20 protein-coding genes, 1 tRNA gene, 1 other RNA gene and 1 riboswitch are annotated in these 26,118 nt (G+C 72.3%); of the genes, 19 read left to right on the top strand and 3 right to left on the bottom strand.

Annotated features, from left to right (window positions below; genetic code table 11):
• Positions 1-32 precede the first annotated feature (32 nt).
• From AMK19_RS24815 to AMK19_RS24780, 8 genes are all read left to right on the top strand, one after another.
• Entirely contained in the window at positions 33-1,151 is a 1,119-nt protein-coding gene (locus AMK19_RS24815) for a S41 family peptidase (protein ID WP_073815398.1), read from the top strand.
• 44 nt (positions 1,152-1,195) lie between these two features.
• On the top strand, positions 1,196-1,672 hold the full coding sequence (gene smpB / locus AMK19_RS24810) for an SsrA-binding protein SmpB (protein WP_073815396.1): 477 nt from the start codon (positions 1,196-1,198) through the stop codon (positions 1,670-1,672).
• 85 nt (positions 1,673-1,757) lie between these two features.
• Positions 1,758-3,023, top strand: coding sequence for an alpha/beta hydrolase (locus tag AMK19_RS24805; protein WP_083647317.1), 1,266 nt, complete (start codon positions 1,758-1,760; stop codon positions 3,021-3,023).
• Between the two features lie 79 nt (positions 3,024-3,102).
• Positions 3,103-4,389 (top strand): alpha/beta hydrolase, encoded by a 1,287-nt coding sequence (locus tag AMK19_RS24800; protein ID WP_143200370.1) that lies wholly within the window; start codon positions 3,103-3,105, stop codon positions 4,387-4,389.
• 90 nt (positions 4,390-4,479) lie between these two features.
• Positions 4,480-4,858, top strand: a transfer-messenger RNA (tmRNA) gene (gene ssrA, locus AMK19_RS24795).
• A 147-nt stretch (positions 4,859-5,005) separates the two neighbouring features.
• The gene (locus tag AMK19_RS24790; protein ID WP_073815392.1) at positions 5,006-7,306 is read left to right on the top strand and encodes a HelD family protein; all 2,301 of its coding nucleotides are present in this window, start codon (positions 5,006-5,008) and stop codon (positions 7,304-7,306) included.
• A gap of 328 nt (positions 7,307-7,634) precedes the next feature.
• The gene (locus AMK19_RS24785) at positions 7,635-9,110 is read left to right on the top strand and encodes an NAD-dependent malic enzyme (RefSeq protein WP_073815390.1); all 1,476 of its coding nucleotides are present in this window, start codon (positions 7,635-7,637) and stop codon (positions 9,108-9,110) included.
• Between the two features lie 439 nt (positions 9,111-9,549).
• Positions 9,550-9,831 carry an HU family DNA-binding protein gene (locus AMK19_RS24780; RefSeq protein ID WP_014136004.1) on the top strand — a complete coding sequence of 94 codons (282 nt, stop codon included), beginning with the start codon at positions 9,550-9,552 and terminating at the stop codon, positions 9,829-9,831.
• 71 nt (positions 9,832-9,902) lie between these two features.
• Here the strand turns inward: AMK19_RS24780 and murA are convergent, their stop codons facing one another.
• Positions 9,903-11,258: a UDP-N-acetylglucosamine 1-carboxyvinyltransferase gene (gene murA / locus AMK19_RS24775; protein WP_073815389.1), complete on the bottom strand. Its 1,356-nt coding sequence runs from the start codon at positions 11,256-11,258 to the stop codon at positions 9,903-9,905.
• Positions 11,259-11,476: 218 nt separating this feature from the next.
• On the opposite strand from murA, the gene AMK19_RS24770 reads away from it, so the two are divergent.
• From AMK19_RS24770 to AMK19_RS36100, 9 genes are all read left to right on the top strand, one after another.
• Positions 11,477-12,055, top strand: a complete 579-nt coding sequence (locus tag AMK19_RS24770) for a YqgE/AlgH family protein (RefSeq protein ID WP_073815388.1) — start codon at positions 11,477-11,479, stop codon at positions 12,053-12,055.
• A 60-nt stretch (positions 12,056-12,115) separates the two neighbouring features.
• The gene (locus AMK19_RS24765; RefSeq protein ID WP_030459614.1) at positions 12,116-12,391 is read left to right on the top strand and encodes a DUF3039 domain-containing protein; all 276 of its coding nucleotides are present in this window, start codon (positions 12,116-12,118) and stop codon (positions 12,389-12,391) included.
• Between the two features lie 68 nt (positions 12,392-12,459).
• Entirely contained in the window at positions 12,460-14,082 is a 1,623-nt protein-coding gene (locus AMK19_RS24760; protein ID WP_073815386.1) for a beta-N-acetylhexosaminidase, read from the top strand.
• 221 nt (positions 14,083-14,303) lie between these two features.
• Entirely contained in the window at positions 14,304-15,200 is an 897-nt protein-coding gene (locus tag AMK19_RS24755) for an FAD binding domain-containing protein (RefSeq protein ID WP_073815384.1), read from the top strand.
• Entirely contained in the window at positions 15,197-16,255 is a 1,059-nt protein-coding gene (locus AMK19_RS38670) for a 2Fe-2S iron-sulfur cluster-binding protein (RefSeq protein ID WP_443135037.1), read from the top strand. Before AMK19_RS24755 ends, AMK19_RS38670 begins: the two co-directional genes overlap by 4 nt.
• On the top strand, positions 16,252-18,549 hold the full coding sequence (locus AMK19_RS24745) for a xanthine dehydrogenase family protein molybdopterin-binding subunit (protein WP_073815383.1): 2,298 nt from the start codon (positions 16,252-16,254) through the stop codon (positions 18,547-18,549). The genes AMK19_RS38670 and AMK19_RS24745 overlap by 4 nt, the downstream gene beginning before the upstream one ends.
• Before the next feature lie 216 nt (positions 18,550-18,765).
• On the top strand, positions 18,766-20,109 hold the full coding sequence (locus AMK19_RS24740) for a S8 family serine peptidase (protein ID WP_241844560.1): 1,344 nt from the start codon (positions 18,766-18,768) through the stop codon (positions 20,107-20,109).
• Between the two features lie 130 nt (positions 20,110-20,239).
• A complete protein-coding gene (locus AMK19_RS24735; protein WP_073815379.1) occupies positions 20,240-20,569 on the top strand; it encodes a hypothetical protein in 330 nt (109 codons plus the stop codon).
• A gap of 1 nt (position 20,570) precedes the next feature.
• Positions 20,571-22,124 (top strand): WXG100 family type VII secretion target, encoded by a 1,554-nt coding sequence (locus AMK19_RS36100; protein ID WP_073815377.1) that lies wholly within the window; start codon positions 20,571-20,573, stop codon positions 22,122-22,124.
• 153 nt (positions 22,125-22,277) lie between these two features.
• Here AMK19_RS36100 and AMK19_RS24725 read toward each other — a convergent pair.
• Positions 22,278-22,349: transfer RNA gene (locus AMK19_RS24725), tRNA-Cys, on the bottom strand.
• A 289-nt stretch (positions 22,350-22,638) separates the two neighbouring features.
• A riboswitch (guanidine-III (ykkC-III) riboswitch) is annotated at positions 22,639-22,705 on the top strand.
• A gap of 33 nt (positions 22,706-22,738) precedes the next feature.
• Between AMK19_RS24725 and AMK19_RS24720 the strand changes: the two genes are divergently transcribed.
• Positions 22,739-23,053: a DMT family transporter gene (locus AMK19_RS24720; RefSeq protein WP_073815497.1), complete on the top strand. Its 315-nt coding sequence runs from the start codon at positions 22,739-22,741 to the stop codon at positions 23,051-23,053.
• 114 nt (positions 23,054-23,167) lie between these two features.
• Complete coding sequence (locus tag AMK19_RS24715) at positions 23,168-24,598, top strand: MFS transporter (protein WP_073815495.1); 1,431 nt, start codon at positions 23,168-23,170, stop codon at positions 24,596-24,598.
• 88 nt (positions 24,599-24,686) lie between these two features.
• Here AMK19_RS24715 and AMK19_RS24710 read toward each other — a convergent pair whose 3' ends face one another.
• Positions 24,687-25,997, bottom strand: a complete 1,311-nt coding sequence (locus tag AMK19_RS24710; RefSeq protein WP_083647306.1) for a hypothetical protein — start codon at positions 25,995-25,997, stop codon at positions 24,687-24,689.
• Positions 25,998-26,118 lie beyond the last annotated feature (121 nt).

The raw sequence follows: 26,118 nt of genomic DNA, 5'->3' as shown, positions 1-26,118 counted from the left end.
CACCGCCCGCGAGTGGCCCTACACTCGCTGGCATGCCGACCGCTCCGCGAGTACGCCAGGGGATGACCCTCGGCCTGGTGTTCGGCGCCGTGCTGTTCGCCGGAGCCGCTTCCGGGGCCTGGGGCGAGCCGATCGGTTCGCCCCGGGCCCCGTTGTCGTCCGACGGGGTCCGCGGCGCCGACCTGTCCGGGGCCGACCTCAGCCCGCAGGAGGCCCGGCAGTTGGTCGGCTCCAGCGGCGACCGGTGGGCGGCGTACCTCAGCCCGCAGCAGTACCGGGACTTCACCGGCGGCCGCTACCCGGGCGTCGGACTCTCCGTGCAGCGCGTCGGCGACGGGCCCACCGAGGTGGCCGAGGTGCTGCCCGGCTCGCCCGCCGACCGGGCCGGCATCACCGCCGGCGACCGGCTGGTCAGCGTGGACGGCGTCCCCGCCGACCGGTTGCCCGTCACCGAGGTGGTCTCCCGGCTGCGCGGCGGCCCGGCCGGCAGCGAGGTCCGCCTCGGCGTGCAGGGCGGCGACGGGCAGGTGCGTCAACTCGGCCTGACCCGCGCCGAACTGGCCGTCCGCGAGGTGGAGACCGACCGCCCCCGCCCCGGGGTCGCGCGGATCGCCGTGCACGCCTTCACCCGGGGCGTGGCCGGTCAGGTGCGCGCCGCCGCGGCCGGCGCCCACGGTGTGGTGCTGGACCTGCGCGGCAACTCCGGCGGCCTGGTCGAGGAGGCCGTCGGCGTCGCCTCCGCGTTCCTCGACGGCGGCCCCGTGGCCAGCTACCAGGCGCACGGCGAACAGCGCGAACTGACCGCAGCCCCCGGCGGCGACACCTCCGTCCCGCTGGTGGTGCTGGTCGACGGCGGCACCATGAGCGCCGCCGAACTCCTCGCCGGCGCGCTCCAGGACCGCTCCCGGGCCGTCCTGGTCGGCGAACGCACCTTCGGCAAGGGCACCGTCCAGCAGCCCAGCCGGCTCGCCGACGGCTCGGTCCTCGAACTCACCGTCGGCCGCTACCAGACCCCGGCCGGCCGCTCCCCGGACGGCACCGGCGTCCAGCCCGACGTCCCCGCCCCCGCCGGCGACGACAACGGGACGGACGACCTCGCACTGCGCGTGCTGGACGGGCTCAGCCCGGCCGATGCGCCCGGCACGCCGTAAAGGGGCTGCCGAGGCCGCCCACGAAATGCGAGAATGGCGGAGCTATGGCAAAGGAAACGGGCAAGAAGCTGGTCGCGCAGAACAAGAAGGCGCGGCACGAGTACACCATCCTCGACACCTACGAGTGCGGCATGGTGCTCACCGGAACCGAGGTCAAGTCGCTGCGCGAGGGCCGGGCCAACCTGGTCGACGGCTACGCGTACATCCAGGGCGGCGAGGTCTGGATCGACAACGTCTTCATCCCCGAGTACACCCAGGGCACCTGGACGAACCACTCGGCCCGCCGCAAGCGCAAGCTGCTGCTGCACAAGATGGAGATCCGGAAGCTCGAGTCCAAGGCCAAGGAGACCGGCCACACCCTGGTCCCGCTCTCCCTGTACTTCAAGGACGGCCGCGCCAAGCTCGAAATCGCCCTCGCCGTCGGCAAGAAGCTCTACGACAAGCGGCAGACCCTGCGCGAGCGCCAGGACCGCCGCGAGTCCGACCGCGCCGTCGCCGCGGCCCGCCGCCGCCAGAGCTGAACCGCCCGGCGGGCGACTGACTGCACGTCAGCGGCGGTACCTCCCGGTTGTACGCGGACAGTTGGAGCCTGCGTACCATCGGCGGGTGGAGATCTCACTGCTGAGCGGTTGGCTGCCCTGGACGTTGCGGATCCTGGCTCTGGTGGCGGTCGCGGGGGCACTGTTCCGGCTCAGTCCGTTCTGGCTGCGCCGCAGACTTCCCTGGGTGGCCGGCGCCGCCGTCGGGCTGACCGCGCTGATCGCGCTGCTGGTCGCCCTGTTCGGCGGCATCGACGACCCGTTGCCGTTCGGCCTCTGGTTCTGGCTGTGCTGCGCCCTGCTCGGGCTCGGCGGGCTGGCCGCCGGTTTCCGCGACGCCGAGTGGTGGAACATGGCGTCGGTGCCGGTGGCGGCCGCGCTGTCGCTGCTGTGCGCCGCCAACTCGATCAACATCTCCACCGGTTACTACCCCAGCGTGGACGCCGCTGTGGGCGACCTGTCGGGCGCCCCGGTGCCGCAGCAGATCAGCCTGGAGGAGGCCCTCACCACCGTCGGCAAGGCCGGCGCCGGCCGGGTCGTCTCGGTGGACGTCCCCGCCGAGCCGAGCGGCTTCAAGCACCGCCACGAACTGGTCTACCTGCCGCCCGCCTGGTTCCGCACCAAGGTCCGCCCCAAGCTGCCGGTGGTCGAGATGATCGCCGGTCAGTTCTCCGCCCCCGACAACTGGATACGGGCCGGCGACGCGATCAAGGCCGCCGACGAGTACGCCGCCGCGCACAACGGATACGCCCCGATCCTGGTGATGGTCGACGCCACCGGAAACTTCAAGTCCGACACCGAGTGCGTCAACGGCAAGGCCGGCCGGGCCGAGGACCACCTGGTCAAGGACGTCCCGCCGTACATCGAGAAGACCTTCGGCACCGCCTCCGGCCCGCGCTCCTGGGGCGTCGTCGGCTGGTCCATGGGCGGCACCTGCGCCATAGACCTCGCGGTCGTCCACCCCGACGTGTTCGGCCACTTCGTCAACATCTCCGGCGACGCGGGCCCGAACCTGGGCAGCAAGCAGGAGACCATCGACGAGCTGTACGGCGGCGACGAGGCCGCCTGGGAGGCCCACGACCCGGTGACGGTGCTGGGCAAGGCGAAGAAGGGCACCTACCAGAACTCCAGCGGCTACTTCCTCAACGGCGACCAGGAGCCCAAGCACATCCAGGCCGCCAAGGAGCTGGACAAGGCCGCCAAGGCCGCCGGGATGACCACCAAGGAGGAGGTCCACCCCGGCAAGCACGACTTCCAGTTCGGCGCGTTCGCCTTCAAGCTGTCGCTGCCCTGGCTCGCCCAGGAGCTCGGCCTGCAGGGCACGGGCGGCTGACCGGCCCGCACTGTCGCAGCTTCGTCACCGTCCGCCGTCCGGCCCGCCGTGCCGCCGTCCGGCCGCCTACCATCCCCGGGTGGACATCTCGCTGCTGGACGGCTGGTTCCCGTGGACGGTGCGCGCGCTCGCCGTCGCCGCGCTGCTGACCGTGATCGGCCGGCCCGGACGACGCTGGTGGCTGCGCCGGCTGCCGGTGGCGGTCGGCGCGGCCGCCGGTGCGGCGGCGCTGGTCGCGGTCGGGGTGCTGGAGCTGTCCGGGATCACCGACCCGCTGCCGGCCGCGCTGTGGGCCTGGCTGGGCGTGGCGCTGCTGGCCGTGCTCGCGGTGCTGCTCGGCCGACGCGGGTCGCACTGGTGGCAGTGGGCGGCGGTGCCCGTCGCGGTGCTGCTGGCGGTGCTCGCCGGGGCCAACACGCTGAACGCGGCGACCGGCTACTACCCGACGATCGGCGACGCGATCGGCGAACTCTCCGGCTCCCCGGTGCCCGACCAGATGACCCTCGACCAGGCGCTGCACACCACCGGCCGCACCGGCACCGGCCGGGTCGTCGCGGTGGACGTCCCCGCGGTGCCGAGCGGCTTCGCGCACCGGCAGGAGCTGGTCTACCTGCCGCCGGCCTGGTTCCGCAGCAAGACGCGGCCCAAGCTGCCGGTGGTGGAGATGGTCGGCGGCGAGTTCGCCGCCCCCGACAACTGGGTGCGGGCCGGCAACGCCGTGAAGACCGCCGACGCCTACGCCGCCCAGCACAACGGCTTCTCCCCGGTGCTGGTGTTCGCGGACGCCACCGGCGGCTTCAAGGTCGACACCGAGTGCGTGGACGGCCCGGCCGGGAACGCCGCCGACCACCTGGTCAAGGACCTGCCGAAGTACGTCGAGAAGACCTTCAACGCCTCCGCCGACCCGAAGAAGTGGGCGATGGCCGGCTGGTCGATGGGCGGCACCTGCGCGATCACCCTGACCGCCGCCCACCCCGAGGTGTTCGGCCACTTCCTGGACATCTCCGGCGACCTCGGCCCGTACATCGGCGACAAGCAGCAGACCATCGCACAGCTGTACGGCGGCGACGCCGCCGCCTGGGCCGCGTACGACCCGCAGACCGTGCTGGCCGCGCACCGCGGCAAGTACCGGGGGGTGACCGGGCTGTTCGAGGTCGGCGACCAGGAGAGCGGGCAGCTCGCACACGCCAAGCAGCTGGAGGCGGCGGCCGGGAAGGCCGGGCTGAGCACCCGGCTGAGCGTCGAGCCCGGACGGCACGCCTGGCAGTTCGCGGCGGGCGCGTTCGAACGCCGACTGCCTTGGCTGGCCCAGCAGTTGGGCACCCCGGGGGCGGCCGGGACGAATCCGCCGGCCGCGGCTCGTTAATGCGCTGGACCCTTGACGCGCCGCCCGAGTACTATGGCAGCGCATCACCCGGAGGGCCTCGCCCGACGGTGCTGTTTGTCAATAAAACATGGGGATGATCGGTTTCGACAGTGGCTGTCGAAACAGGAGAAGCGAGCCGAGGAACGCGGCAATGATCTCGTTAACCATCTGTCGCAAAAATATAATCGCCAACTCTAAGCGCGATTCCCAGCAGTTCGCTCTCGCAGCCTGATCTGCGAAAGTGAATGGGTGTCAGCCCGGGGCGTTCCCGACCCGGATCCTGGCATAATCTAGGGAACTCAACCTTCCACCCCGGCCACGGGGATGGCGGGAAAATCAAACAGTGGCTGGGCCTGTTGGCGGCTTGTCCGCGTGACTGCCAGGGCCGAGAAAATCACAGCGGACTGCGCTCGGAGAAGTCCTGAATCCTCTCCACTGGACCCGGGTTCGATTCCCGGCATCTCCACCACCCCATGTGCATCGCAGAGCCGTCCTCCGTCCGGAGGGCGGCTCTCGTGCGTCCGGGGCGCTTCCGGGCCGGGGGGTCCTCGTCCTCGGAACAGTTCATCCCGTAAGATCGTCCGTCCGCCTTTTTCTCCGCACCTCTGGGGGCTCCTTGGGCGCGCACGGCTCTGCCGAGCACTACACCGACACTGTCCGCGACCGCGAGATCGCGGGGGAACAGCAGCATCTCGACACCGTCTACCAACGGCTGGAGGAGAAGCTCGCCGAGGCGGAGTACATCCTGGAGGACGCCGCGAAGCGCGTGCAGGTGGGCACACCGGGCGCACTCGCCGAGCGCGACGCCCAGGTGTACCGCGCCGGCGCGCACCTGCAACGACTCAACAACGAGTTCGAGGACTTCCTCTTCGGGCGCATCGACCTCCAGGAGGCCGACGCGCCCGAGGAACACGGGATCCCCTCGCAGACCCCGATGGACCCGGCCGACCCGGCGGTCGCCGAGAGCCTGCACATCGGCCGGCTCGGCGTGCTCGACGCCGAGTTCGGCCCGCTGGTCATCGACTGGCGGGCCCCGGCGGCCGCGCCGTTCTACCGGGCCACGCCGCTGGAACCGGGCCGGGTCATCCGCCGCCGGGTGATCCGTTCCAAGGGCCGCAAGGTCATCGGCGTCGAGGACGACCTGCTGCGTCCCGACCTGACGCCGACGCTGGGCGGCGAGGAACTCGCCGTGGTCGGCGACGGGGCGCTGATGGCGACCCTCGGCCGGGCCCGCGGCCACACGATGCGCGACATCGTCTCGTCCATCCAGAAGGAACAGGACGAGGTGATCCGGGCCGCCGCGGCCGGCGCCACGCTGGTCACCGGCGGCCCCGGCACCGGCAAGACCGCCGTCGCCCTGCACCGCGCCGCGTTCCTGCTCTACCAGGACCGCCGCCGCTACGCGGGCGGCATCCTGGTGGTCAGCCCCACGGCGCTGCTGGTCTCCTACACCGAGGGCGTGCTGCCCTCGCTCGGCGAGGAGGGCCAGGTCGCGATCCGCGCGGTCGGCAGCCTGGTCGACGGCATCGAGGCCGGCCGCTACGACAGCCCGGAGGTGTCCCGGATCAAGGGCTCCTCGCGGATGGTCCAGCTGCTGCGCCGGGCCGCCCGGGCCGCCCTCGAACTGGGCGCGCCGACCGAGTTCAAGGTGTTCGCCCGCGGCCAGGTGCTGCGGCTGGACGCCGGCCGGCTCAAGGCCGTCCGCGGCAACGTGGTCGGCGGCGGCGGCACCCCGCTCAACCTGCTCCGCCCGCGCGCCCGCCGCCTGCTGCTCGACGCGCTCTGGTCGGAGGCCGTCCGCGACCTGCCGAAGCCGGCCGGCTACGCCGAGCGCGAGCAGCGCCAGGAGGAACGCGAGACCTTCGACGAGTACGTCTCCGACGAGGCCGCGTTCCTGGACTTCCTGGACGCCTGGTGGCCGGCGGTCACCCCGCGCCGGGTACTGGCCACGCTGCGCCAGCACCGGCACACCAACCGGATCGCCCGCCGCGCCGTCACCCCGGACGAGTCCCGCCTGCTGGCGGCGTCCTGGCGGCACCTGGACGACCGGGGCGCCGGCGACCTGTCGGCGCACGACGTGGCCCTGGTGGACGAGCTGCACGTGCTGCTCGGCGAGCCGGCCCGCCCGAAGGTCCGCGAGGTCGACGCGATCGACCTGCTGACCGGGTTGGAGGAAGTCACCACGTACGGCGAGCGGACGTACGGCAGGCGCGAGCGCGAGCGGATCCCCGAGGAGCGCCGCGAGTACGCGCACGTGATCGTCGACGAGGCGCAGGACCTCACGCCGATGCAGTGGCGGATGATCGGCCGCCGCTCCCGGATGGCGACCTGGACCATCGTCGGCGACCCGGCGCAGTCGTCCTGGCCGTTCCCCGAGGAGGCGCAGGCGGCGATGGACGAGGTGCTGGCGGGCAAGCCGCGCCGCCGGCACACGCTGACCGTGAACTACCGCAACCCGGCGGAGATCGCCGAGGTGGCGGCGAAGGTGCTGGCGCTGGCCGCGCCGGGCACCCCGTCGCCGAGCGCGGTCCGGGCGACCGGCGTGCGCCCGCGGTTCGCGGCCGTCCGGGAGACCGGCGCGGAGTCCTTCGGCAAGGCCGCCAGGGCCGAGCTGGAGTGGCTGCTGGGCGAGGTGGACGGCACCGTCGCGATCGTCGTCCCGATGGACCGCCGCGCGGAGGCCGCGTCCTGGGCCGAGGGCCTGGGCGAGCGGGTGGTGGCGCTGGGCAGTCTGGAGGCCAAGGGCCTGGAGTACGACGCCACCGTCGTCGCCGACCCGACCGGCATCGCGGGCGAGTCGGAGGCGGGCCTGCGGGTGCTGTACGTGGCGCTGACCCGCGCCACCCAGCGGCTGACCGTGCTGTCCGGCCCGGACGACCTGCCGGACGCCGCTGGCGTCCCCGCGCTGCTGAAGTAGGCGCACGCACGAAGGCCCCCCACCAGGAGGTGGGGGGCCTTCGTGAAGCTGAACACCGACCCGCCATGCTCGCCTCGCGGCAAGTGGTCCCTCGAAGGGACGAAGGTTGGGCCCGGGGGCTTGGATCGAGCCGGTGCCGTTCCAATGTAACGCATCCCGGCCCGCGGGCAAGGAGGCCGCCTGCCCGGGCGGGGGCGGTTTGTCGGATCCGCACACTCAATGAACGTTATTTCTGGCAAGCGGTCGGTAGGTGCGACGATCGATACCTAGCATGCTGCGCGATTACCGGGCCGGTCACGGCCTGCTGATTCTAGGAAGAAGGACGTCGATGGCGACGGTGCCCAGTGTCTCGAACTCGATCACGGTCCGGTTGGAGGTGCCGGCCACCGGCAACGCGGTGAGCTCCATCACCACCGCGGTCGAGTCCTCCGGCGGCTCGGTCACCGGCCTCGACGTCACCGCGTCCGGCCTGGAGGCGCTGCGGATCGACGTCACCGTCGCGGCGTCCTCGGTGGCGCACGGCGAGGAGATCGTGGAGAAGCTCCGCGCGATCGACGGCGTCACCATCGGCAAGGTCTCGGACCGTACCTTCCTGATGCACCTCGGCGGCAAGATCGAGATGTCCTCGAAGCTGCCGATCCGCAACCGCGACGACCTCAGCATGATCTACACCCCGGGCGTGGCCCGGGTGTGCATGGCGATCGCCGAGAACCCGGAGGACGCCCGCCGCCTGACCATCAAGCGCAACTCCGTCGCGGTGGTCACCGACGGCTCCGCGGTGCTGGGCCTGGGCAACATCGGCCCGAAGGCCGCGCTGCCGGTCATGGAGGGCAAGGCGGCGCTGTTCAAGCGCTTCGCGGGCATCGACGCGTGGCCGCTCTGCCTGGACACCCAGGACGCCGACGAGATCGTCGCGATCGTCAAGGCCATCGCCCCGGGCTTCGCCGGCATCAACCTGGAGGACATCTCCGCGCCGCGCTGCTTCGAGATCGAGGCCCGGCTGCGCGAGGCGCTGGACATCCCGGTCTTCCACGACGACCAGCACGGCACCGCGATCGTGGTGCTGGCGGCGCTGACCAACGCGCTGAAGGTGGTCGGCAAGGAGATCGGCGAGATCCGCGTGGTGATGAGCGGCGCCGGCGCCGCCGGCACCGCGATCCTCAAGCTGCTGATGGCGGCGGGCGTCGTGCACGCCACCGTCGCGGACGTGCAGGGCGTGGTCCACCAGGGCCGCGAGGACCTGAACGAGAGCCTGCGCTGGATCGCCGAGAACACCAACCGCTCCGGCCGCACCGGCACCCTCAAGGAGGCCGTGGCCGGCGCCGACGTGTTCATCGGCGTCTCCGCCCCGAACGTGCTGGACGGCGACGACCTGGCCACCATGGCCGAGGACGCGATCGTCTTCGCGCTGGCCAACCCCGACCCGGAGGTCGACCCGGCGGTCGCCCGCCAGACCGCCGCGGTGGTCGCCACCGGCCGCAGCGACTTCCCCAACCAGATCAACAACGTGCTGGTCTTCCCGGGTGTTTTCCGCGGCCTGCTGGACGCCCAGTCCAGCAGCGTCGACACCGAGATGATGCTGGCCGCCGCCCGCGCGCTGGCCACCACCGTCACCGACGACGAGCTGAACCCGAACTACATCATCCCCAGCGTCTTCCACCCCGGCGTGGCCAAGACCGTCGCCTCGGCCGTCCGGGACGCCGCCGTGGCGGCCCGTGGGGGCGCCGAGACGGCCCCCGTGAAGCCCACCTCGGGCATCGTCGGAACGCTCGACACCGCCGCGTTCCCGGCCGTTCAGCTCTGAGCCGGTGAGCGCCCGGCACGTTCGCCGCGGCCGGATTGCGACGAACGTGCCGGATCCCTTGCGACACAAGGGAAAGGGGCGTGTTTGGGCTTGTCGGTGACAGGGCGTACGGTAGCCCTGGCACGAGGCGGCGTGTCCGACAAGTACGGAACGTCCCCGGTTGTGCCACGGCGTGTCGTCCCGGCCGCCGCCCACCCCGGCCACCCCGGAGCCGACGGAGCGTCACACCTCTGTCCGGTGGGCGCTGTTCGGGTCAACCACGCCGGTGCCCGATTGGCTTTCTCAGTGCCGGTCGGGGCAGGATTCGTACCCAGGCGGGCAGTTTGCGGCGCTTCGCGGTGCGAGCCCGGCCCCTGACCACCCCTCGCCTGAACGAGCACCGTCGCGCGGACCGGCCATGCCTCCGCGCACGGCAGAGCAACAGACCACAGGAGTACACATGAACCGCAGTGAGCTGGTGGCCGCGCTGGCCGAGCGCGCCGAGGTGACCCGCAAGGACGCCGACGCCGTGCTGGCCGCCTTCGCCGAGATCACCGGCGAGGTCGTCGCCAAGGGCGACGAGAAGGTCACCATCCCCGGTTTCCTGACCTTCGAGCGCACCCTCCGCGCCGCCCGCACCGCCCGCAACCCGCAGACCGGCGAGCCGATCCAGATCGCCGAGGGCTTCAGCGTCAAGGTGAGCGCCGGCTCGAAGCTGAAGGAAGCCGCGAAGGGCAAGTGACCCTCCGCTGAACGCACCGGTGGCCGGTCTCCCCTCGGGGAGGCCGGCCACCGGCGTGTTCGGGCCCTGCGTCAGGCGGTCAGCTCGACCTCGGCCGAGTCGACCTCCGACGGCAGCTCGATGTGCGCGCCCAGGTCGCGCAGCTTGTCCATGAAGTTCTCGTAGCCGCGGTTGATCAGGTCGATGCCGTGCACCGTGGAGGTGCCCTCGGCGGCCAGCGCCGCGATCAGGTACGAGAAGCCGCCGCGCAGGTCGGGGATGACCAGCTCGCCGCCCATCAGCTTGGACGGGCCGGAGACCACCGCGGAGTGCTTGAAGTTGCGCGCGCCGAACCGGCACGGGGTGCCGCCCAGGCACTCGCGGTACAGCTGGATGTGCGCGCCCATCTGGTTCAGCGCGCCGGTGAAGCCGAGCCGCGACTCGTACACCGTCTCGTGCACGATCGAGAGGCCGGTGGCCTGGGTCAGCGCCACCACCAGCGGCTGCTGCCAGTCGGTCTGGAAGCCCGGGTGGACGTCGGTCTCCAGGGCGATCGCCTTGAGCTCGCCGCCCGGGTGCCAGAAGCGGATGCCCGCGTCGTCGATCTCGTAGGCGCCGCCGACCTTCCGGAAGGTGTTCAGGAAGGTCATCATCGGGATCTGCTCGGCGCCGCGGACGTAGATGTCGCCCTTGGTGGCCAGCGCCGCGCACGCCCAGGAGGCGGCCTCCAGGCGGTCCGGCAGCGCCCGGTGGGTGTAGCCGTCCAGCTCGTCGACGCCGGTGATCAGGATGGTGCGGTCGGTGCCCAGCGAGATGATCGCGCCCATCTTCTGCAGTACGCAGATCAGGTCGACGATCTCCGGCTCGATCGCGGCGTTGCGCAGCTCGGTGACGCCCTCCGCGAGCACCGCCGTCAGCAGCACCTGCTCGGTGGCGCCGACGGACGGGTACGGCAGCTCGATCTTGGTGCCGCGCAGCCGCTGGGTGGCCACCAGGTAGGTGCCCTGGGGGTGCTTCTCGATGGTGGCGCCGAACTGGCGGAGCACCTCGAAGTGGAAGTCCACCGGCCGGCCGCCGATGTCGCAGCCGCCCAGGCCCGGGATGAAGGCGTGGCCGAGGCGGTGCAGCAGCGGGCCGCAGAACAGGATCGGGATGCGCGAGGAGCCGGCGTGCGCGTCGATGTCCGCCACGTTGGCGCTCTCGACGTGCGACGGGTCGAGGATCAGCTCGCCCTCCTCGTCGCCGGTGCGGACAGTGACACCGTGCAGCTGCAGCAGGCCGCGGACGACCTTGACGTCCCGGATGTCCGGAACGCTGCGCAGTCTGCTGGGGCCCTGGCCGAGCAGCGCGGCGACCATGGCCTTGGGGACCAGGTTCTTGGCGCCGCGGATCTGGATCTCGCCTTCGAGCGGGTTTCCGCCGTGGACCAGCAGGACGTCGTCGGTCATCGTTCTCGCAATCCGGGTGCGCAGGGGAGGTTTTCGGCTGGGGAGCTGAGGGAATGGCCCTTCGCCACCTCATAGATGGTAGAGGGTGGGCGATTGGTTCCCGTGTGCCCTATTGGTGATCATGCTGTAAGGGGTGTCGAGCGGCACCGCCATTGCGCCGGACGGGTGGCCCCGCCGACGGCCTGCCGGGTGTCCCGCAGGGCCTGTAGGGAGGCATCATGGCAGGCATGGAAGCGGCCCCCTCGCTCACCGGCCGACTGATCGTGGCGACGCCCGTGCTGACGGACCCGAACTTCGCCAGGTCGGTGGTCCTGCTGCTCGACCACGACGCCGAGGGCGCGCTCGGCGTCGTCCTCAACCGGCCCACCCCCGTGGACGTGGCCGCAGTGCTCGACGGCTGGGCGTCGCTGACCGGGGACCCGGCGGTGGTCTTCCAGGGCGGGCCGGTGGGGCTGGACTCCGCGCTGGCGATCGCAGTGGTGCCCGGCGAGGAGGCCCACCCGGGGCCGCTCGGCTGGCGGCGGGTGCACGGGGCGATCGGGCTGGTCGACCTGGAGGCCCCGCCGGAGGTGCTGGCCGGGGTGCTCGGCGGCATGCGGGTGTTCGCCGGCTACGCGGGCTGGTCGCCCGGCCAGCTGGAACAGGAGATCGCCGAGGGCGCCTGGTACCCGGTGGAGTGCGAGGCCGGCGACGTCTCCTGCGTGCAGCCGGACCGGATGTGGCGGGCCGTGCTGCGCCGCCAGCGCGGGCCGCTGGCGATGCTCGCCACCTACCCGGACGACCCGACGCTGAACTGACCGGCAGCCTGTCTCCGGATGGTGGCCCCCTTCCGGGCGACCCCCATAGACTTGGCACCCATGAGCACTCTTGAGCCCGAGCGCGGCCTCGGCACCGGCACCCTGGTCGAGCCCGTCCCGCAGACTTCGCACGGGGACGGCGACCACGAGCGCTTCGCCCACTACGTCCAGAAGGACAAGATCATGGAGAGCGCGCTCTCCGGGTCCCCCGTGGTGGCGCTGTGCGGCAAGGTCTGGGTGCCCGGCCGCGACCCGAAGAAGTACCCGGTCTGCCCGATGTGCAAGGAGATCTTCGACGGGCTGAACAACCCGGGCGGGGACGACAAGAAGGACTGACGGCCGGGCCGTACGCAGGCCCCGAATGGTCTATGCCAATCGGGGTTCACCGGGGCAGGATGAGGCGCATGGACCTCATCCCTGCCCCGTCGCACGTCCACACCCCCGCCGACACCGCCCCGTTCGAGCTGCACGCCGGCAGCCGGATCGCCGCCGCGCCCGGCGCCGAGGGCGTCGCCCGCCGGCTGCGCGCCGAGCTGTCCGCCGCCACCGGCTTCGACCTGGACCCGGCCCCGGCCGGGCAGGCCGACGGCCTGGTGCTCGCGCTCGACGACGCCCTGGCCGCCGAGGAGTACCGGCTGAGCGCCGGTCCGGACGCGGTGCGGCTCACCGGCGGCAGCGCCGCAGGCCTGTCGTACGCCGCGCAGACCCTGCGCCAGCTGCTCGGCCCCGCCGCGTACCGCACCGCGCCGCTGCCCGGCGCGCGCTGGACGGTGCCCGCGGTGGAGATCCACGACGCGCCCCGGTTCGGCTGGCGCGGCGCGCTGCTGGACGTCTCCCGGCACTTCATGCCGAAGGCCGGCGTGCTGCGGTTCATCGACCAGCTGGCCGCACACAAGCTGAACGTCCTCCACTTCCACCTGACCGACGACCAGGGCTGGCGGATCGAGGTCAAGCGCTACCCGAAGCTCACCGAGACCGCGTCCTGGCGGGAGCGGTCGATGGTCGGCTACCGGGCCGGCAAGCGGCACGACGACCAGCCGCACGGCGGCTACTACACCCAGGACGACCTGCGCGAGATCGTCGCCTACGCCGCCGCCCGGCACATCACCGTCGTCCCCGAGGTCGACCTGCCCGGCCACAACCAGGCCGCCATCGCCGCCTACCCCGAGCTCGGCAACACCGACGTGGTGGACACCGCCGCGCTCGGCACCTGGACCGACTGGGGCGTCAGCGAGAACATCCTGAACGCCTCCGAGGCCACCCTGCGCTTCTACGAGCACGTGCTGGAGGAGGTGCTGGAGATCTTCCCCTCCACCTTCGTCCACCTCGGCGGCGACGAGTGCCCCAAGGACCAGTGGAAGGCCAGCCCGGCCGCGCAGGCCCGGATCGCCGAGCTCGGCCTCGCCGACGAGTTCGAGCTGCAGAGCCACGTCATCCGGCACTTCGACGGCTGGCTGGCCGAGCGCGGCCGTCGCCTGATCGGCTGGGACGAGATCCTGGAGGGCGGCCTCGCCCCCGGCGCCGCGGTCTCCTCCTGGCGCGGCTACCAGGGCGGCATCGCCGCCGCGCAGGCCGGGCACGACGTGGTGATGTGCCCCGAGCAGCACGTCTACCTCGACCACCGGCAGGACGGCGGCGAGGACGAGCCGGTCCCGGTCGGCTGGGTGCGCTCGCTGGAGGACGTCTACCGCTTCGAGCCCGTCCCGCCGCAGCTCGACGAGCAGGCCGCCCGGCACGTCATCGGCACCCAGGCGAACATCTGGACCGAGTTCATGCTCGACGGCCGGGACGTCGACTACAAGGTGTTCCCGCGGCTCGCCGCGTTCGCCGAGGTCGCCTGGTCCGACCTGCCGCGCGACCCCGCCGCCCGCGACTGGGCCGACTTCGAGACCCGGATGGCCGGCCACTACCCGCGCCTCGACGCGCTCGGCATCGAGTACCGCCGCCCCGAGGGCCCGCGCCCCTGGCAGCGCAAGCCCGGCATCGTCGGCCGGCCGACGGACGGCCGGCCGGGATCGACGGAATAGGACGTACCGGAACTTCGGGCGCGGTCGCCACGTCATGATCAGATGAACAGCCGATCGGCTGGACATCGGCCAGGTCGTGTTCGTGCGCGTTCGCGCCCGGAGTTGTCCCGAGTTGTTCGGACCTGTCCGCGACCCCGGAAATGATCAGCGGTCTTTGTGTGCCAGAGTTGCCCAACCCGCACCGATCGCCCGTACCCTACGGGCGGCAGGCCGCACTGCAAATGGAGCACGGTGGGAACCTGGTGAACCGGACGATCATGATGCCGTCCTCGGTCGACGAGGCGGTCGAAGCGCTGGCCGCCACCCCAGGGGCGGTGCCGGTGGCAGGCGCCACCGACCTGATGGAGGCCGTCAACGGCGGACGGCTGCGGCCCGCCGCACTGATCGGACTCGGCCGGATCACCGAACTGCGCGGCTGGCGCTACGAGGACGGCGGCACCGCCGTCCTCGGCGCCGGACTCACCCACGCCCGGATGGACCGCCCCGACTTCGCCGCCCTGATCCCGGCCCTCGCCGACGCCGCCCGCACCGCCGGCCCCCCGCAGGTCCGCAACGTCGGCACCCTCGGCGGCAACATCGCCACCGCCGCACCCGCCGGCGACACCCTCCCGGTGCTCGCCGCCCTCGAAGCCACCGCCACCCTCGCCCGGCCCGGCGGCGTCCGCGACGTGCCGATCAGCCACCTGCTCACCGGACTCGACCCGCTGCGCCCCGGCGAACTCCTCACCTGGGTGCGGGTGCCGCTGCTGCACGCCCCGCAGGTGTTCCTCAAGTCCACCGGCCGCAGCGGACCGTCCCGCGCCGCCGCCTCCGTCGCCCTGGTCCTCGACCCCGCCCGGCGCGGCGTGCGCTGCGCCGTCGGCGCCGCCGCCCCCGTCCCGCTGCGGCCGCTGGAGGCCGAGAACTGGGTGGCCGGCTGCATCGACTGGGACGCCCGCGGCGAGGACGGCGCCGTCGTCATCGACCCCGCCGCGCTCGCCGCGTTCGGCGACTACGTGGCCGGCGCCTGCGTCCCCGAGGGCGCCGCCGGCGGCGAGGGGGCGGGCCCGGCCGGCGCCCGCCTGCGGCGTACCGTGGCCGTGCTGGCCCGCCGGGCGTTGGGAAGGGCGCTGAAGTGACCGATGAACTGCTGAACCACCCCGGGGCGCTCACCGGCGACGTGCGCCCCACCGCCTCGTACACACTGCGCGTCAACGGCGTCGAACGACCCGTCAGCGACGCCTGGATCGGCGAGAGCCTGCTGTACGTGCTGCGCGAACGCCTCGGCCTGGCCGGCGCCAAGGACGGCTGCGAACAGGGCGAGTGCGGGGCCTGCTCGGTGCAGGTCGACGGGCAGCTGGTGAACGGCTGCCTGGTGCCCGCCGCGCTCGCCGCCGACAGCGAGATCAACACCGTCGAGGGCCTGTCCGGCAGCGGCGGCGCCAGCGACGTCCAGCAGGCGCTCGCCGACTCCGGCGCCGTCCAGTGCGGCTACTGCACCCCCGGCCTCGCGATGGCCGTCCACGACCTGCTGCAGCGCAACCACCGGCCCAGCGAGATCGAGGCCCGCCAGGCGCTCTGCGGCAACCTCTGCCGCTGCACCGGCTACCGGGGCGCCCTGGCCGCCGTCCAGACCGTCGCCGAAGCCCGCGAAGCCGCCCTCGAAGCGGAACTCGACGCCGCCGAACAGGCCGCCGCCACCGCCGCACCCGACGAACCGACCGCCGCCGCGGCCCCGCCGCGGGCCACCGAGCAGTCCTTCGCCGACCTCCCGCTGGCCGGCGAGCTGCCGCTCTACGCCGACTCCGAACTCTGGCACGAGGCAGACCAGTTGATCCCGCCGCAGGCGCAGGCCGAACCCGTCGTCCAGGACTGGTCCGCCCCCGCCGACGCCGTTTATGCGGCCCCCGCGCCCGCCGGCTGGGAACCCACCCCCGCCCACGGCACCGCCGCCGACGGCGCCCTCTACGGCACCCCCGCCCAGGGCACCCCCTACCTGCCCACCCCGCCGCACGGCACCCCGCACCAGGAACCGGGCGTCTACCAGGGCGTCCCGCACCAGGATCCGGGCTTCGACGGCACCGTCTACGCCACCGACGGCTACGGACACCAGTACACCGGCTACCAGGCCACTCCCGGCCACGACGCCACCCCCGCCCACGGCATCAGGCTCCCCGAGGACGAGAACGCATGACCTCCGCCACCGAGCTCCCGGCGGCCGCCCCCGCGGACGACGAGACCGGCACCACCGGCCTCGGCACCTCCCCGCTGCGCACCGACGCCCTCCCCAAGGCCCTCGGCATCTACCCGTACGCCGCCGACCTGTGGGCCGAAGGACTGCTCTGGGGCGCCGTGCTGCGCTCCCCGCACCCGCACGCCCGGATCGTCTCCGTCGACACCTCCGCCGCGCTCGCCGTCCCCGGCGTGCACGCCGTGGTCACCGCCGCCGACCTGCCCGCCGGCCCCGACGGCACCCCCGTCGTCGCCGACCGGCCGGTGCTCGCCGCCGGCGTGGTGCGCCACCACGGCGAACCCGTCGCCGCCGTCGCCGCCGACCACCCCGACACCGCCCGGGTCGCCGCCGCCGCGATCCTGGTCGAGTACGAGCTCCTGGAACCCGTCACCGACCCCGAAGTCGCCTTCCACGCCCCGCCGTTGCACCCCGACGGCAACCTGCTGCGGCACCTGCCGCTGCGCACCGGCGACCCCGACGCCGTCGGCACGATCGTCGTCGAAGGCCTCTACCAGGTCGGCCGGCAGGACCCCGCCCCGATCGGCGCCGAAGCCGGCCTCGCCGTGCCCCGCCCCGACGGCGGCGTCGAACTGCACCTCTCCTCCACCGACCCGCACGGCGACCGCGACCGCACCGCCGCCTGCCTCGGCCTCGAACCCGACCGGGTCCGGCTCGTCGCCACCGGCGTCCCCGGCGCCACCGCCGACCGCGAGGACCTCTCCTTCCAGGTCACCCTCGCGCTGCTCGCGCTGCGCACCGGACGCCCCGTCAAGATGACCCTCACCCGCGCCGAGTCCTTCCAGGCGCACACCACCCGGCACCCCGCGCTGCTGCGCTACCGCCACCACGCCGACGCCGACGGCACGCTGGTCAAGGTCGAGGCGCAGATCCTGCTCGACGGCGGCGCCTACGCCGACGTCTCCGCCGAGGCCCTGGCCGCCGCCGTCGCGTTCTCCGTCGGCCCCTACACCTGCCCCAACGTCTTCGTGGACGCCTGGGCGGTGCGCACCAACAACCCGCCGGCCGGACGGATGCGCGGCGAGGGCGCGCTGCAGAGCTGCTTCGCGTACGAGTCGCAGCTCGACCAGCTCGCCAAGCAGCTCGGCGTCGACCCGCTGGAGATCCGCCGCCGCAACGCCATGTCCACCGGCGACCCGCTGCCCACCGGACAGGCCGTCACCTGCCCGGCGCCGGTCACCGCGCTGCTCGACGCGCTCGCCGACTCCCCGCTGCCCGCGCTGCCCCTCGACGACCCCGAGGCCGACTGGCTGCTGCCCGGCGGACCCGGCGGCGCCGGCGACCCCGCCGCGGTGCGACGCGGCATCGGCTACGCCGTCGGCATGGTGCACATGCTCGGCGCGGAGGGCGAGGACGAGGTCTCCACCGCGACCGTCCGGGTCTCCGGCGACCACGCCACCGTCATCTGCGCCGCCGTCGACTCCGGACAGGGCTTCGCCACCCTCGCCCGGCAGATCGTCCAGTCCGTGCTCGGCGTCAGCGAGGTGTACATCGCGCCCGTCGACTCCGACCAGACCGCGGCCGGCCCCGCCGCCCGCGGCCGGCACACCTGGGTCTCCGGCGGCGCCGTCGAACGGGCCGCGCTGATGGTCCGCCACCAGATGCTGCAGCCGATCGCCGCGGACTTCGGGATGTCCGTCGAACTCCTCACCATCAACGACGGGAAGATCACCTCGTACGACGGTGTGCTCGGCATGCCCGTCAGCCAGGCGCTCGAAGGCCGCGAACTCTGGGCCACCGCCCAGTGCCGCCCCCACCCCACCGAACCCCTCGACCCCGAGACCGGGCAGGGCGACGCCTTCGTCTCCATCGCCTTCTGCGCGATGCGCGCCGTCGTCGACGTCGACATCGAACTCGGCGCCGTCCGGGTCGTCGACATGACCGTCGCCCAGGACGTCGGCCGGGCCCTGAACCCCCGCCAGATCGAGAACCGCATCGAGGGCGCCGTCGCCCAGGGCGTCGGACTCGCCCTGCTCGAGAACCTCCGCACCGAACACGGCATCCCCCTCAACGCCTCCCTCACCGGCTACCGCCTCCCCACCGCCCTCGACACCCCCGACATCCGCATCGCCGCCCTCCTCGAAGAACGCGACGTCGTCGCCCCCTTCGGCGCCAAAGCCGTCAGCGCCGCCCCCGCCGTCGTCGCCCCCGCCGCCGTCGCCGCCGCCGTCCGCGCCGCCACCGGCCTCCCCGTCGGCCGCCTCCCCATCCTCCCGGAGGACGCCACCCTCGCCTGAGCCCCGCCCGGCGGCAGCAGACGCTGCATCAGAACACCCGTCACAGCCGAAGTTGGCTGCGGCGGGTGAAATGCAGTGGGCTCGTCACAGAGGGTCTGCGCACGGGCCGGGGCGGGCGATACGATCGGACGGTCCTGCGTTCCGGGGGCGTTGCGAGAACGAACGGGCTGTCACTCGACTGACGGGGTACTGATGAGGCTGACCAGACTCACGCGCGTGCTCGGCGCGACCACGCTGACCGCGGGCTTCCTGCTCGCGGGCCTGCCGACGGCGTCCGCGGACCAGGTGCGCGACGGGCAATGGGCGAACCAGTACTTCAACCTCGAAAAGGTGTGGTCGATCACCAAGGGCGAGGGCGTCAAAGTCGCGGTGATCGACAGCGGAGTGGATCCCAACCATCCGGACCTCGCAGGGCGCGTGCTGCCCGGGTACGACCCGAGTGGTGGCGGCAATGAAGTGGGAACTTCCGACCCGCACGGGACTGGGGTGGCCAGCCTGATTGCCGGCCAGGGCCATGGTGCCGGCCATGCCGATGGCGTGGTGGGCTTGGCTCCCGGGGTAAAGATCCTGCCCATCTACAAGATGGGCACCGGGGACCGGGACGGGATTCCCGAGGGCATCAAATGGGCGGTTGACAACGGTGCGAAGGTGATCAACATTTCGCAGGGCGGGCCGTCGACCAGCGCCAAGGAGACTGAAGCCGTCGCCTACGCCTACGAGCACGATGTCCTGATCGTGGCAGCCACGGGAAACGACGGAAGCTCGGTGGGATACCCCGCTGCGGACCCGGGGGTTCTCGCGGTTGGCGCAGTCTCTCAGGACCTGAAGATCTGGGCGAGGTCCAACTTCGGCCAGCAAGTGCTTCTTTCGGCACCGGGCGCGCGCATCGTCTCCGCGGGTGGATGTAGTGGCGGCCAGTACTGCATGGGTGACGGCACCTCCTTCGCGGCTCCCTATGTTGCCGCCACTGCGGCCTTGGTGCGCGCCAAGTTTCCGAAGCTGACGGCCGGACAGGTCGCGCAGCGGTTGGTCAAGTCGGCGTCACAGCCCGCTGGAGCGGGCAAGCTTCCCGACGAGCGCTACGGCTACGGCGTCGTCCGTCCCTACGAAGCGCTGACGATGGACATACCGGCGGGGCCCGCCCAAGGGCCTCTGGCGCTTCCGGCCGGCGTGAAGGACGGCGGTTCAAGTCCCGCAGCCAGCGCCGGGGCGACTGCCGGCGGCGGAAGTTCCGCCGATCCCGGGGCCGGGTCGGGCGATCCCGCGGCGGTGCCTGAGCTGAAGCAGTCGTCCAGCTCGACCATGCCGCTGATCCTCGGCGGGCTCGGCGGTGTGGTGGTTCTACTCGTCGTGATCATCGCGATCGTGGTGGCGAACGGTCGGAGGCGCAACCGGGCGCAGGCCGTGCCCGGTCAGCCGGGTGGTCCGGCCCCGTACGGTGCGCAGCAGGGTTGGCCGCCCGCCCAGCAGCAGGGAGCTCCGCAGTACGGTCAGCAGCCGCCGCCCGGCTACCCGCCCCAGCCGCCGACGTCCTATCAGAACCCTTACCAGGGCCAGTAATCAGTCGCGTCGGGGGCGTGTCAATACGCCCTCCGAACGCGATACGATCGAACGCTCTGAGTTAACGGTCAGCCCACCCACCAGAGCGCTACCACGGGGAAGTTTCGACACTCCAGGGGGAGAGGGCCTCGTGTCCGACGGATTCCGCGTAAACCCGGATGAGCTGGAGGCAGTTGTCAAGCGACTGCGGGCCCTCCAGCAGAACATCAGTACGTGCGGCACCAATACGAAGTACAAGACCGACATCCAACGGGATGCCTTCGGTGGTGACTTCGTCGAGGCGCAGGCGCTGTACGAGGCGCACGGCAAGATGCAGGCGTTCCTGACCCAGACGATTTCGGATCTTGACGCGCTCATCAACGAGTACGGCGACAAGACCCAGACCGCTCATGCCGCATACACCGGCGGTGAGCTCGACAAGCAGGCGCAGATGAACCAGCTGAGCCCGAAGGTGGTGTGACATGGCATCACACAAGACTTCGTTCGACAACTATTCCCTCATCCCGCTCAAGAACATGGTCGGGCACTCCAGCCCGCAGCAGATCCGCGACGTCGGTGATCACTGGAAGAGCGTCCACGAGGAGCTGACCCAGGTCGCCGCGGACCTGCAGCAGGCGGTGCAGCACGCCACCACCCACTGGGAGGGTGCTGCGGCCCAGGGCTTCGCGCAGAAGGGCGGTCAGATCCAGCAGAGCCTGAGCAACACCGCCGCACATGCGCAGAACACCTCGGTCGCCATGGACTATGCGGCAACCGCGTTGCAGCAGACCAAGTCGACGATGGCCCAGATCAAGGTCCCCAGCTTCATGGACCGGGTCGGCAAGACCCTCAGCGACGGCTTCGCCTCCTCCGACGAGGGCTTCAAGCGCGATGTTGCCTCGGGGATGAACCGCATCGACGCGGTGAACAAGAACGCCCATGACCTGTCGGCGACCGAGGTCGCCCACCAGTACGCGATCGGTGTCATGGAGCACCTCGGCCCCCAGTACACCGAGGCGGCGAGCTACCTCGAGAGCCCGCCGAAGAAGAACTATGACGGCGGCCTCGAGGCCTACCCGCCGCCGCCGCAGGTCAGCCCCCCGGCCGGCCACACCCCGCCCAGTTCGCCGATGCCGCAGTACCCGGAGGGGCACCCCAAGGACCTGCCTCCGCCCGGGTACGTGCCGCCGAAGAACCCGGGGCAGCAGGTGCCCTGGTCGCCGGGGCAGGTGGATCCGACGCAGCCGACGCACACGGTGCCGCCGTTGAACCCGGGACAGCCGTGGAAGCCGCCGTCCACCGGGCTGGACGGGTGGACGCCGCCTGAGACGGGGCCGGGGATTCCGACCGGGCCCGGGGGCGGTCTGCCCGGCGGGACCGGGACTCTGCCGGGGACCGGGGGCGGCGGGTCCGGCGGTGGCGGTATCGGCGGCGGCGGCGGTGTCTACATGCCCGGTGGCGGTCTCGGCGGCGGGTCCCTGCCCGGTGGCGGGTCCGGTGGCGGTCGTGGCGGTGGGCTCGGGTCCGGCGGCGGTCGTACCGGCGGTCTCGGGACCAGTGGCGGCGGCGGCGCGGGCAAGGTCGGCGGCGCCGGCGGTGCCGGGGCCGGTGGCGCGGGCAAGGCCGGCGGTGCGGGCGGTGCCGGGGCCGGTGCCGGCGGTGCGGGTGCTGCGGGTGGCCGCGGCGCTGCGGGTGCCGGTGGCATGGGCGGCGGCATGCACGGTGGCGGCACGGGTGGCGCCGGTGGTGCGAAGGGCGGCGGTGCCAAGGGTGGCAGCGGCCTGGTGCGCAAGGCCGGTGGCACGATCGGCGGCGCCAAGGGCGGCGGTGCCGGTGGCCGGGCGTTCACCGAGGGCGGTTCGGGCATCGGCAAGGGCCGGGCTGCCGGTCAGGGCGGTGCGGCCGGCATGCACGGTGCGCCGGGTTCCGGGAGCGCCAACCGGAAGAAGAAGGCCGAGGGTCACCGTCCCGACTACCTGACCGAGGACGAGGAGACCTGGCGCGGTGGTACGGCGAACCCGCCGGTCATCGAGTAGCAGGCAGCAGTAGGCAAGAGAACGGCGGGCGCCGGCGATGGTCCTCAGGGATCGTCACCGGCGCCCGTTGTGTTGCGGGGGGAGAAATAGAAAAAGGCAGCGGAATTCACCGGGCGCGGCGGTGCATGAATTGCGCCCGGTGAATTCCGGAAGAGACCGTGACGGGAATCGAACCCGTGTAAACCGTTTTGCAGACGGTTCCCTGAACCACTCGGGCACACGGTCGCGAAGGGGTGCGGAGGGGTGCTGCAAATGGGCGCGCGCAGGCATCAACCAGCCTGGCGGCGAAGAGGGTTGCGAGTCAGGCGCAACAGGAGGAACCCGGACAGGGGGCACAGGTGCGGGGCGCTGCGAGGGCCTCCGGCTTCCTGTTCATGGCCTTCTCCTGTCGTCGGGGTGCTGCTCCGGTTCGTTCCGGTGAATTCACTATAGCGGGCCGGGTCGGGGCGGCGTCAATGGAAAGCGGTAATTCGCGTATGAATTCCGCGTGTCGGGGCTGTGCTACGGTCGGGAGCGAGTCGGGCGTTGGTGGCCCGTCCCGGACGAGGTGCGTCGTACCCGGTATGACAAGACGGCGCGGTAGGTGGTTCGACTACTGCGAGGAGTCCGTCGTCATGGCGTGGGTTGTGCTGATCGTTGCCGGTGTGCTGGAGACCGTCTGGGCGGTGGCCCTGGAGGCCAGCAAGGGGTTCTCGCGGCTGGTGCCGAGTCTGGTGTTCGTGGTGGCGTTGGCGCTGTCGATGGGCGGGCTGGCGTACGCGATGCGGTCGATTCCGTTGGGGACGGGCTACGCGGTGTGGGTGGGCATCGGCGCGGTGGGGACGGCGCTGTACGGGATGGCGGCGATGGGGGACTCGGTGAGTGCGGCCCGGATCACCTGCCTGGTGCTGATCGTGGCCGGCGTGGTGGGCCTGAAGGCGCTGCACTGAGTCGTGCCCGGTCCCAGGGCCTGTCCGGCCGGACAGGCCCTAGGACCTGCGGAGGAGGCGGGTTACACCCCCAGGTCAGGATCAAAACGGGAAGACGGCACTTACCATGTCGTGGTGACCACCACCTCCCCGGCCGAAACGGCAATACCGCAGCAGATATCCGACGGCGACGACGGCACGGGAGGAGTGCTCAGCGGGCCCTGGCGGGCGCTGACGCTGGGCATCGTCTCGGTGGTGCTGCTGCTGGCCTTCGAGGCGACCGCGGTGAACACCGCGATGCCGACCGCCGCCCAGCAGCTCGACGGCATCGGCCTGTACGCGTTCGCGTTCTCCGCCTACTTCACCACCACGCTGCTGGCGATGGTGGTGTCCGGGCAGTGGTGCGACCGGCGCGGGCCGCTCGCGCCGCTGTTCGCCGGCATCGCGGTGTTCGCGGCGGGCCTGGTGACGGCCGGCACCGCGGTGAACATGTGGATGTTCGTCGGGGGCCGGGCGGTGCAGGGCCTGGGCGGCGGCCTGGTGATCGTGGCGCTGTACGTGGTGGTCGGCCGGGCGTTCCCGGAGCGGCTGCGTCCGGCGGTGTTCGCCGCGTTCTCGGCGGCCTGGGTGCTGCCGTCGATCCTCGGCCCGGTGATCTCCGGCGCGGTCACCCAGCACCTGGGCTGGCGCTGGGTGTTCCTCGCGGTGCCGGTGCTGGTGCTGCTGCCGCTCGCGGTGATGGGCCCGGCGCTGCGCCGCTCGGAGCGCCGCCAGCCGCCGCTGAAGGCGCAGCCGTACGACTGGCGGCGGACCCGGGACGCGGCGATGGTCGCGCTCGGCGCGGCGCTGCTGCAGTACGCCGGTCAGCGGCTGGACGTGTGGTCGCTGCTGTGGGCGGGCGCCGGTGCGGCGCTGATCGGCCCGGCCGTGCTGCGGTTGCTGCCGAAGGGGACGCTGCGGGCGGCCCGCGGCCTGCCGACGGTGATCCTGCTGCGCGGGCTGGCGGCGGGCGCGTTCTTCGCGTCCGAGCTGTTCATCCCGCTGATGATGCAGACCCAGCGCGGCCTGTCGGTGACGATGGCGGGCCTGACGCTGGCGCCGGGCGGACTGTCCTGGGCGCTGGGGTCCTGGCTGCAGGGCCGGCCCGGCGCGGAGCGCTACCGGGAAGCGATGATCCGGTACGGGTTCGTGCTGACGGCGGTGGCGATCGGCGCGGCGGCGCTGGTGCTGGTCTCGTCGGTGCCGGTGTGGGTGACGGCGGCGGCCTGGGCGGTCGGCGGCGCCGGCATGGGTCTGGCGATCGCCAGCATCAGCGTGCTGATGATGAAGCTGTCGGCGCCGGAGGAGACCGGCGAGAACTCGGCGGCGCTGCAGCTCAGCGACGCGCTGGGCAACGTGCTGCTGACCGGTCTCGCGGGCGTGCTGTTCGCGGCGCTCGGCGGCGGCGCGGTCGGCGCGGTGGCCCGGGACGCGGCGCTGCCGGCGGGGGCGTTCGCGGCGGTGTTCCTGACCATGCCGGTGGTGGCGCTGCTCGGTGCGGCGCTCGCCGGCCGGGCGAAGAGCTGACCGGCCCCGCAGAGTTCCGAGCCCCGGCCGGAGAACCGAACCGCCCGGCCGGAGAACGGATCCGGCCGGGCGGAGGGCTGAGCGGGGGTCACTTGCCGCCGGCCACCGGCGGGACGGAGGGCCGGGTGGTGGCCGGCGCGGAGGCCGGGGCGCCGGCCCCGCCGAGGTAGCTGCTCCATCCGCCCTCGGGGCTCTGGCCGGGAGTGAGGGCCTGGAGCTTCTTGAGCACGGCCGGGTCCTGCACCTCCAGCCATTCGACCAGCTGCCGGAACGACACCATCCGCACCTCGGGCTTGCCGGCGACGGCCTTCAGGACGTCCTCGACGGCGTTCATGTAGATGCCGCCGTTCCAGCCCTCGAAGTGGTTGCCGATGATGAACGGCGCCCGGTTGCCGTGGTAGGCGCGGTCGAAGCCGGCCAGGTACGAGTCGCGGGCCTGGGTCTGCCAGAACGAGCGGCGGGCGGGGTCGCCCTTGGTGTTGTCGCCGGACTGGTTGTACATGATGTTGTAGTCCATCGAGAGCACCTGGAAGGTGTGCCCGGGGAACGGGATGGACTGCAGCGGCATGTCCCACAGCGCGCCGCCGGCGAACTTCTGCGGCCACATCTGCAGCCCGCCGGGGCCCGAACTGTCGTACTTCCAACCGCGCTTGACGGCGGTGGGCAGCAGGCCGCGCTGGCCCTCCAGACAGGGGGTGCGGCCGCCGATCAGTTCCTTGCGGTAGTCGAACGGCAGCGCGGGCAGGTCGGTGTTGCCGGTGTTGGTCTTCCAGTTCATGACGAAGTCCATCGCCTGCTGGATCTCGCTGTCCCAGTCCTCGGGGGACCACCGGCCGCCGCCGTTGGCACCGCAGAAGTGCCCGTTGAAGTGGGTGCCGATCTCGTGGCCGTCCAGCCAGGCCGCGCTGATCTGCTCGATGGTGGCGCGGATGTGGGGGTCGCTCAGGTAGCCGATGTCGGAGGCGCCGACGGAGTGCTGCGGCGGGTGGTACATGGACTTCTTCGACTCGGGCAGGGTGTAGATGCCGGAGAGGAAGAACGTCATGGTGGCGTCGTGGTCCTTGGCGAGCTGCCGGAACCGGCTGAACAGGCGGTCGTCGAGCTCGCCCGCGCCGTCCCAGGAGAACACCACGAACTGCGGGGGCTTCTGGCCGGGTTCCAGCGGTTCGGGGGTGGGCTGGTTGGGCTGGGGGCCGGTGTCGGAGGTGGAGCCGTCGCCGATCAGGGTGGCCGGGGGCTTGGGGACGGCGCTGGGGCTGCCGTTCGAGGCGAGGCCGTCGGCCTGGGCCGGCTGTCCGCCGCCGCCCCCGCTCCCCGAGGTGCTCGCGCAGCCCGCCGCGAGGGTGGCGGCGGTCGCCGCACCGGCGGCCAGCAGCGTCCTGCGGGAGAGGGCGTCCATGTCTCACATCCGTTCACCAGGGAGTAAGGAGAAGGCACCGGCCGGAGGGACGGTCCGTCGGGTGGAATGACCGAGGCGTCGTCCGGGGGGAGTCGGCCCCAGCATCGCACGGGGTGTCGCC

It is taken from the genome of Kitasatospora sp. CB01950, assembly GCF_001905465.1.
Classification (GTDB): domain Bacteria; phylum Actinomycetota; class Actinomycetes; order Streptomycetales; family Streptomycetaceae; genus Kitasatospora.
Note: the sequence above shows the minus strand (reverse complement) of the source record. Positions and strands in the feature narration are given on the sequence as shown.

Coding starts and splice junctions, on each gene's coding strand:
- AMK19_RS24815 (WP_073815398.1), top strand. CDS start 33: ATGCCGACCGCTCCGCGAGTACGCCAGGGGATGACCCTCGGCCTGGTG.
- smpB (WP_073815396.1), top strand. CDS start 1,196: ATGGCAAAGGAAACGGGCAAGAAGCTGGTCGCGCAGAACAAGAAGGCG.
- AMK19_RS24785 (WP_073815390.1), top strand. CDS start 7,635: ATGGCGACGGTGCCCAGTGTCTCGAACTCGATCACGGTCCGGTTGGAG.
- AMK19_RS24780 (WP_014136004.1), top strand. CDS start 9,550: ATGAACCGCAGTGAGCTGGTGGCCGCGCTGGCCGAGCGCGCCGAGGTG.
- murA (WP_073815389.1), bottom strand. CDS start 11,258: ATGACCGACGACGTCCTGCTGGTCCACGGCGGAAACCCGCTCGAAGGC.
- AMK19_RS24770 (WP_073815388.1), top strand. CDS start 11,477: ATGGCAGGCATGGAAGCGGCCCCCTCGCTCACCGGCCGACTGATCGTG.
- AMK19_RS24765 (WP_030459614.1), top strand. CDS start 12,116: ATGAGCACTCTTGAGCCCGAGCGCGGCCTCGGCACCGGCACCCTGGTC.
- AMK19_RS24760 (WP_073815386.1), top strand. CDS start 12,460: ATGGACCTCATCCCTGCCCCGTCGCACGTCCACACCCCCGCCGACACC.
- AMK19_RS24755 (WP_073815384.1), top strand. CDS start 14,304: ATGGAGCACGGTGGGAACCTGGTGAACCGGACGATCATGATGCCGTCC.
- AMK19_RS24745 (WP_073815383.1), top strand. CDS start 16,252: ATGACCTCCGCCACCGAGCTCCCGGCGGCCGCCCCCGCGGACGACGAG.
- AMK19_RS36100 (WP_073815377.1), top strand. CDS start 20,571: ATGGCATCACACAAGACTTCGTTCGACAACTATTCCCTCATCCCGCTC.
- AMK19_RS24720 (WP_073815497.1), top strand. CDS start 22,739: ATGGCGTGGGTTGTGCTGATCGTTGCCGGTGTGCTGGAGACCGTCTGG.
- AMK19_RS24710 (WP_083647306.1), bottom strand. CDS start 25,997: ATGGACGCCCTCTCCCGCAGGACGCTGCTGGCCGCCGGTGCGGCGACC.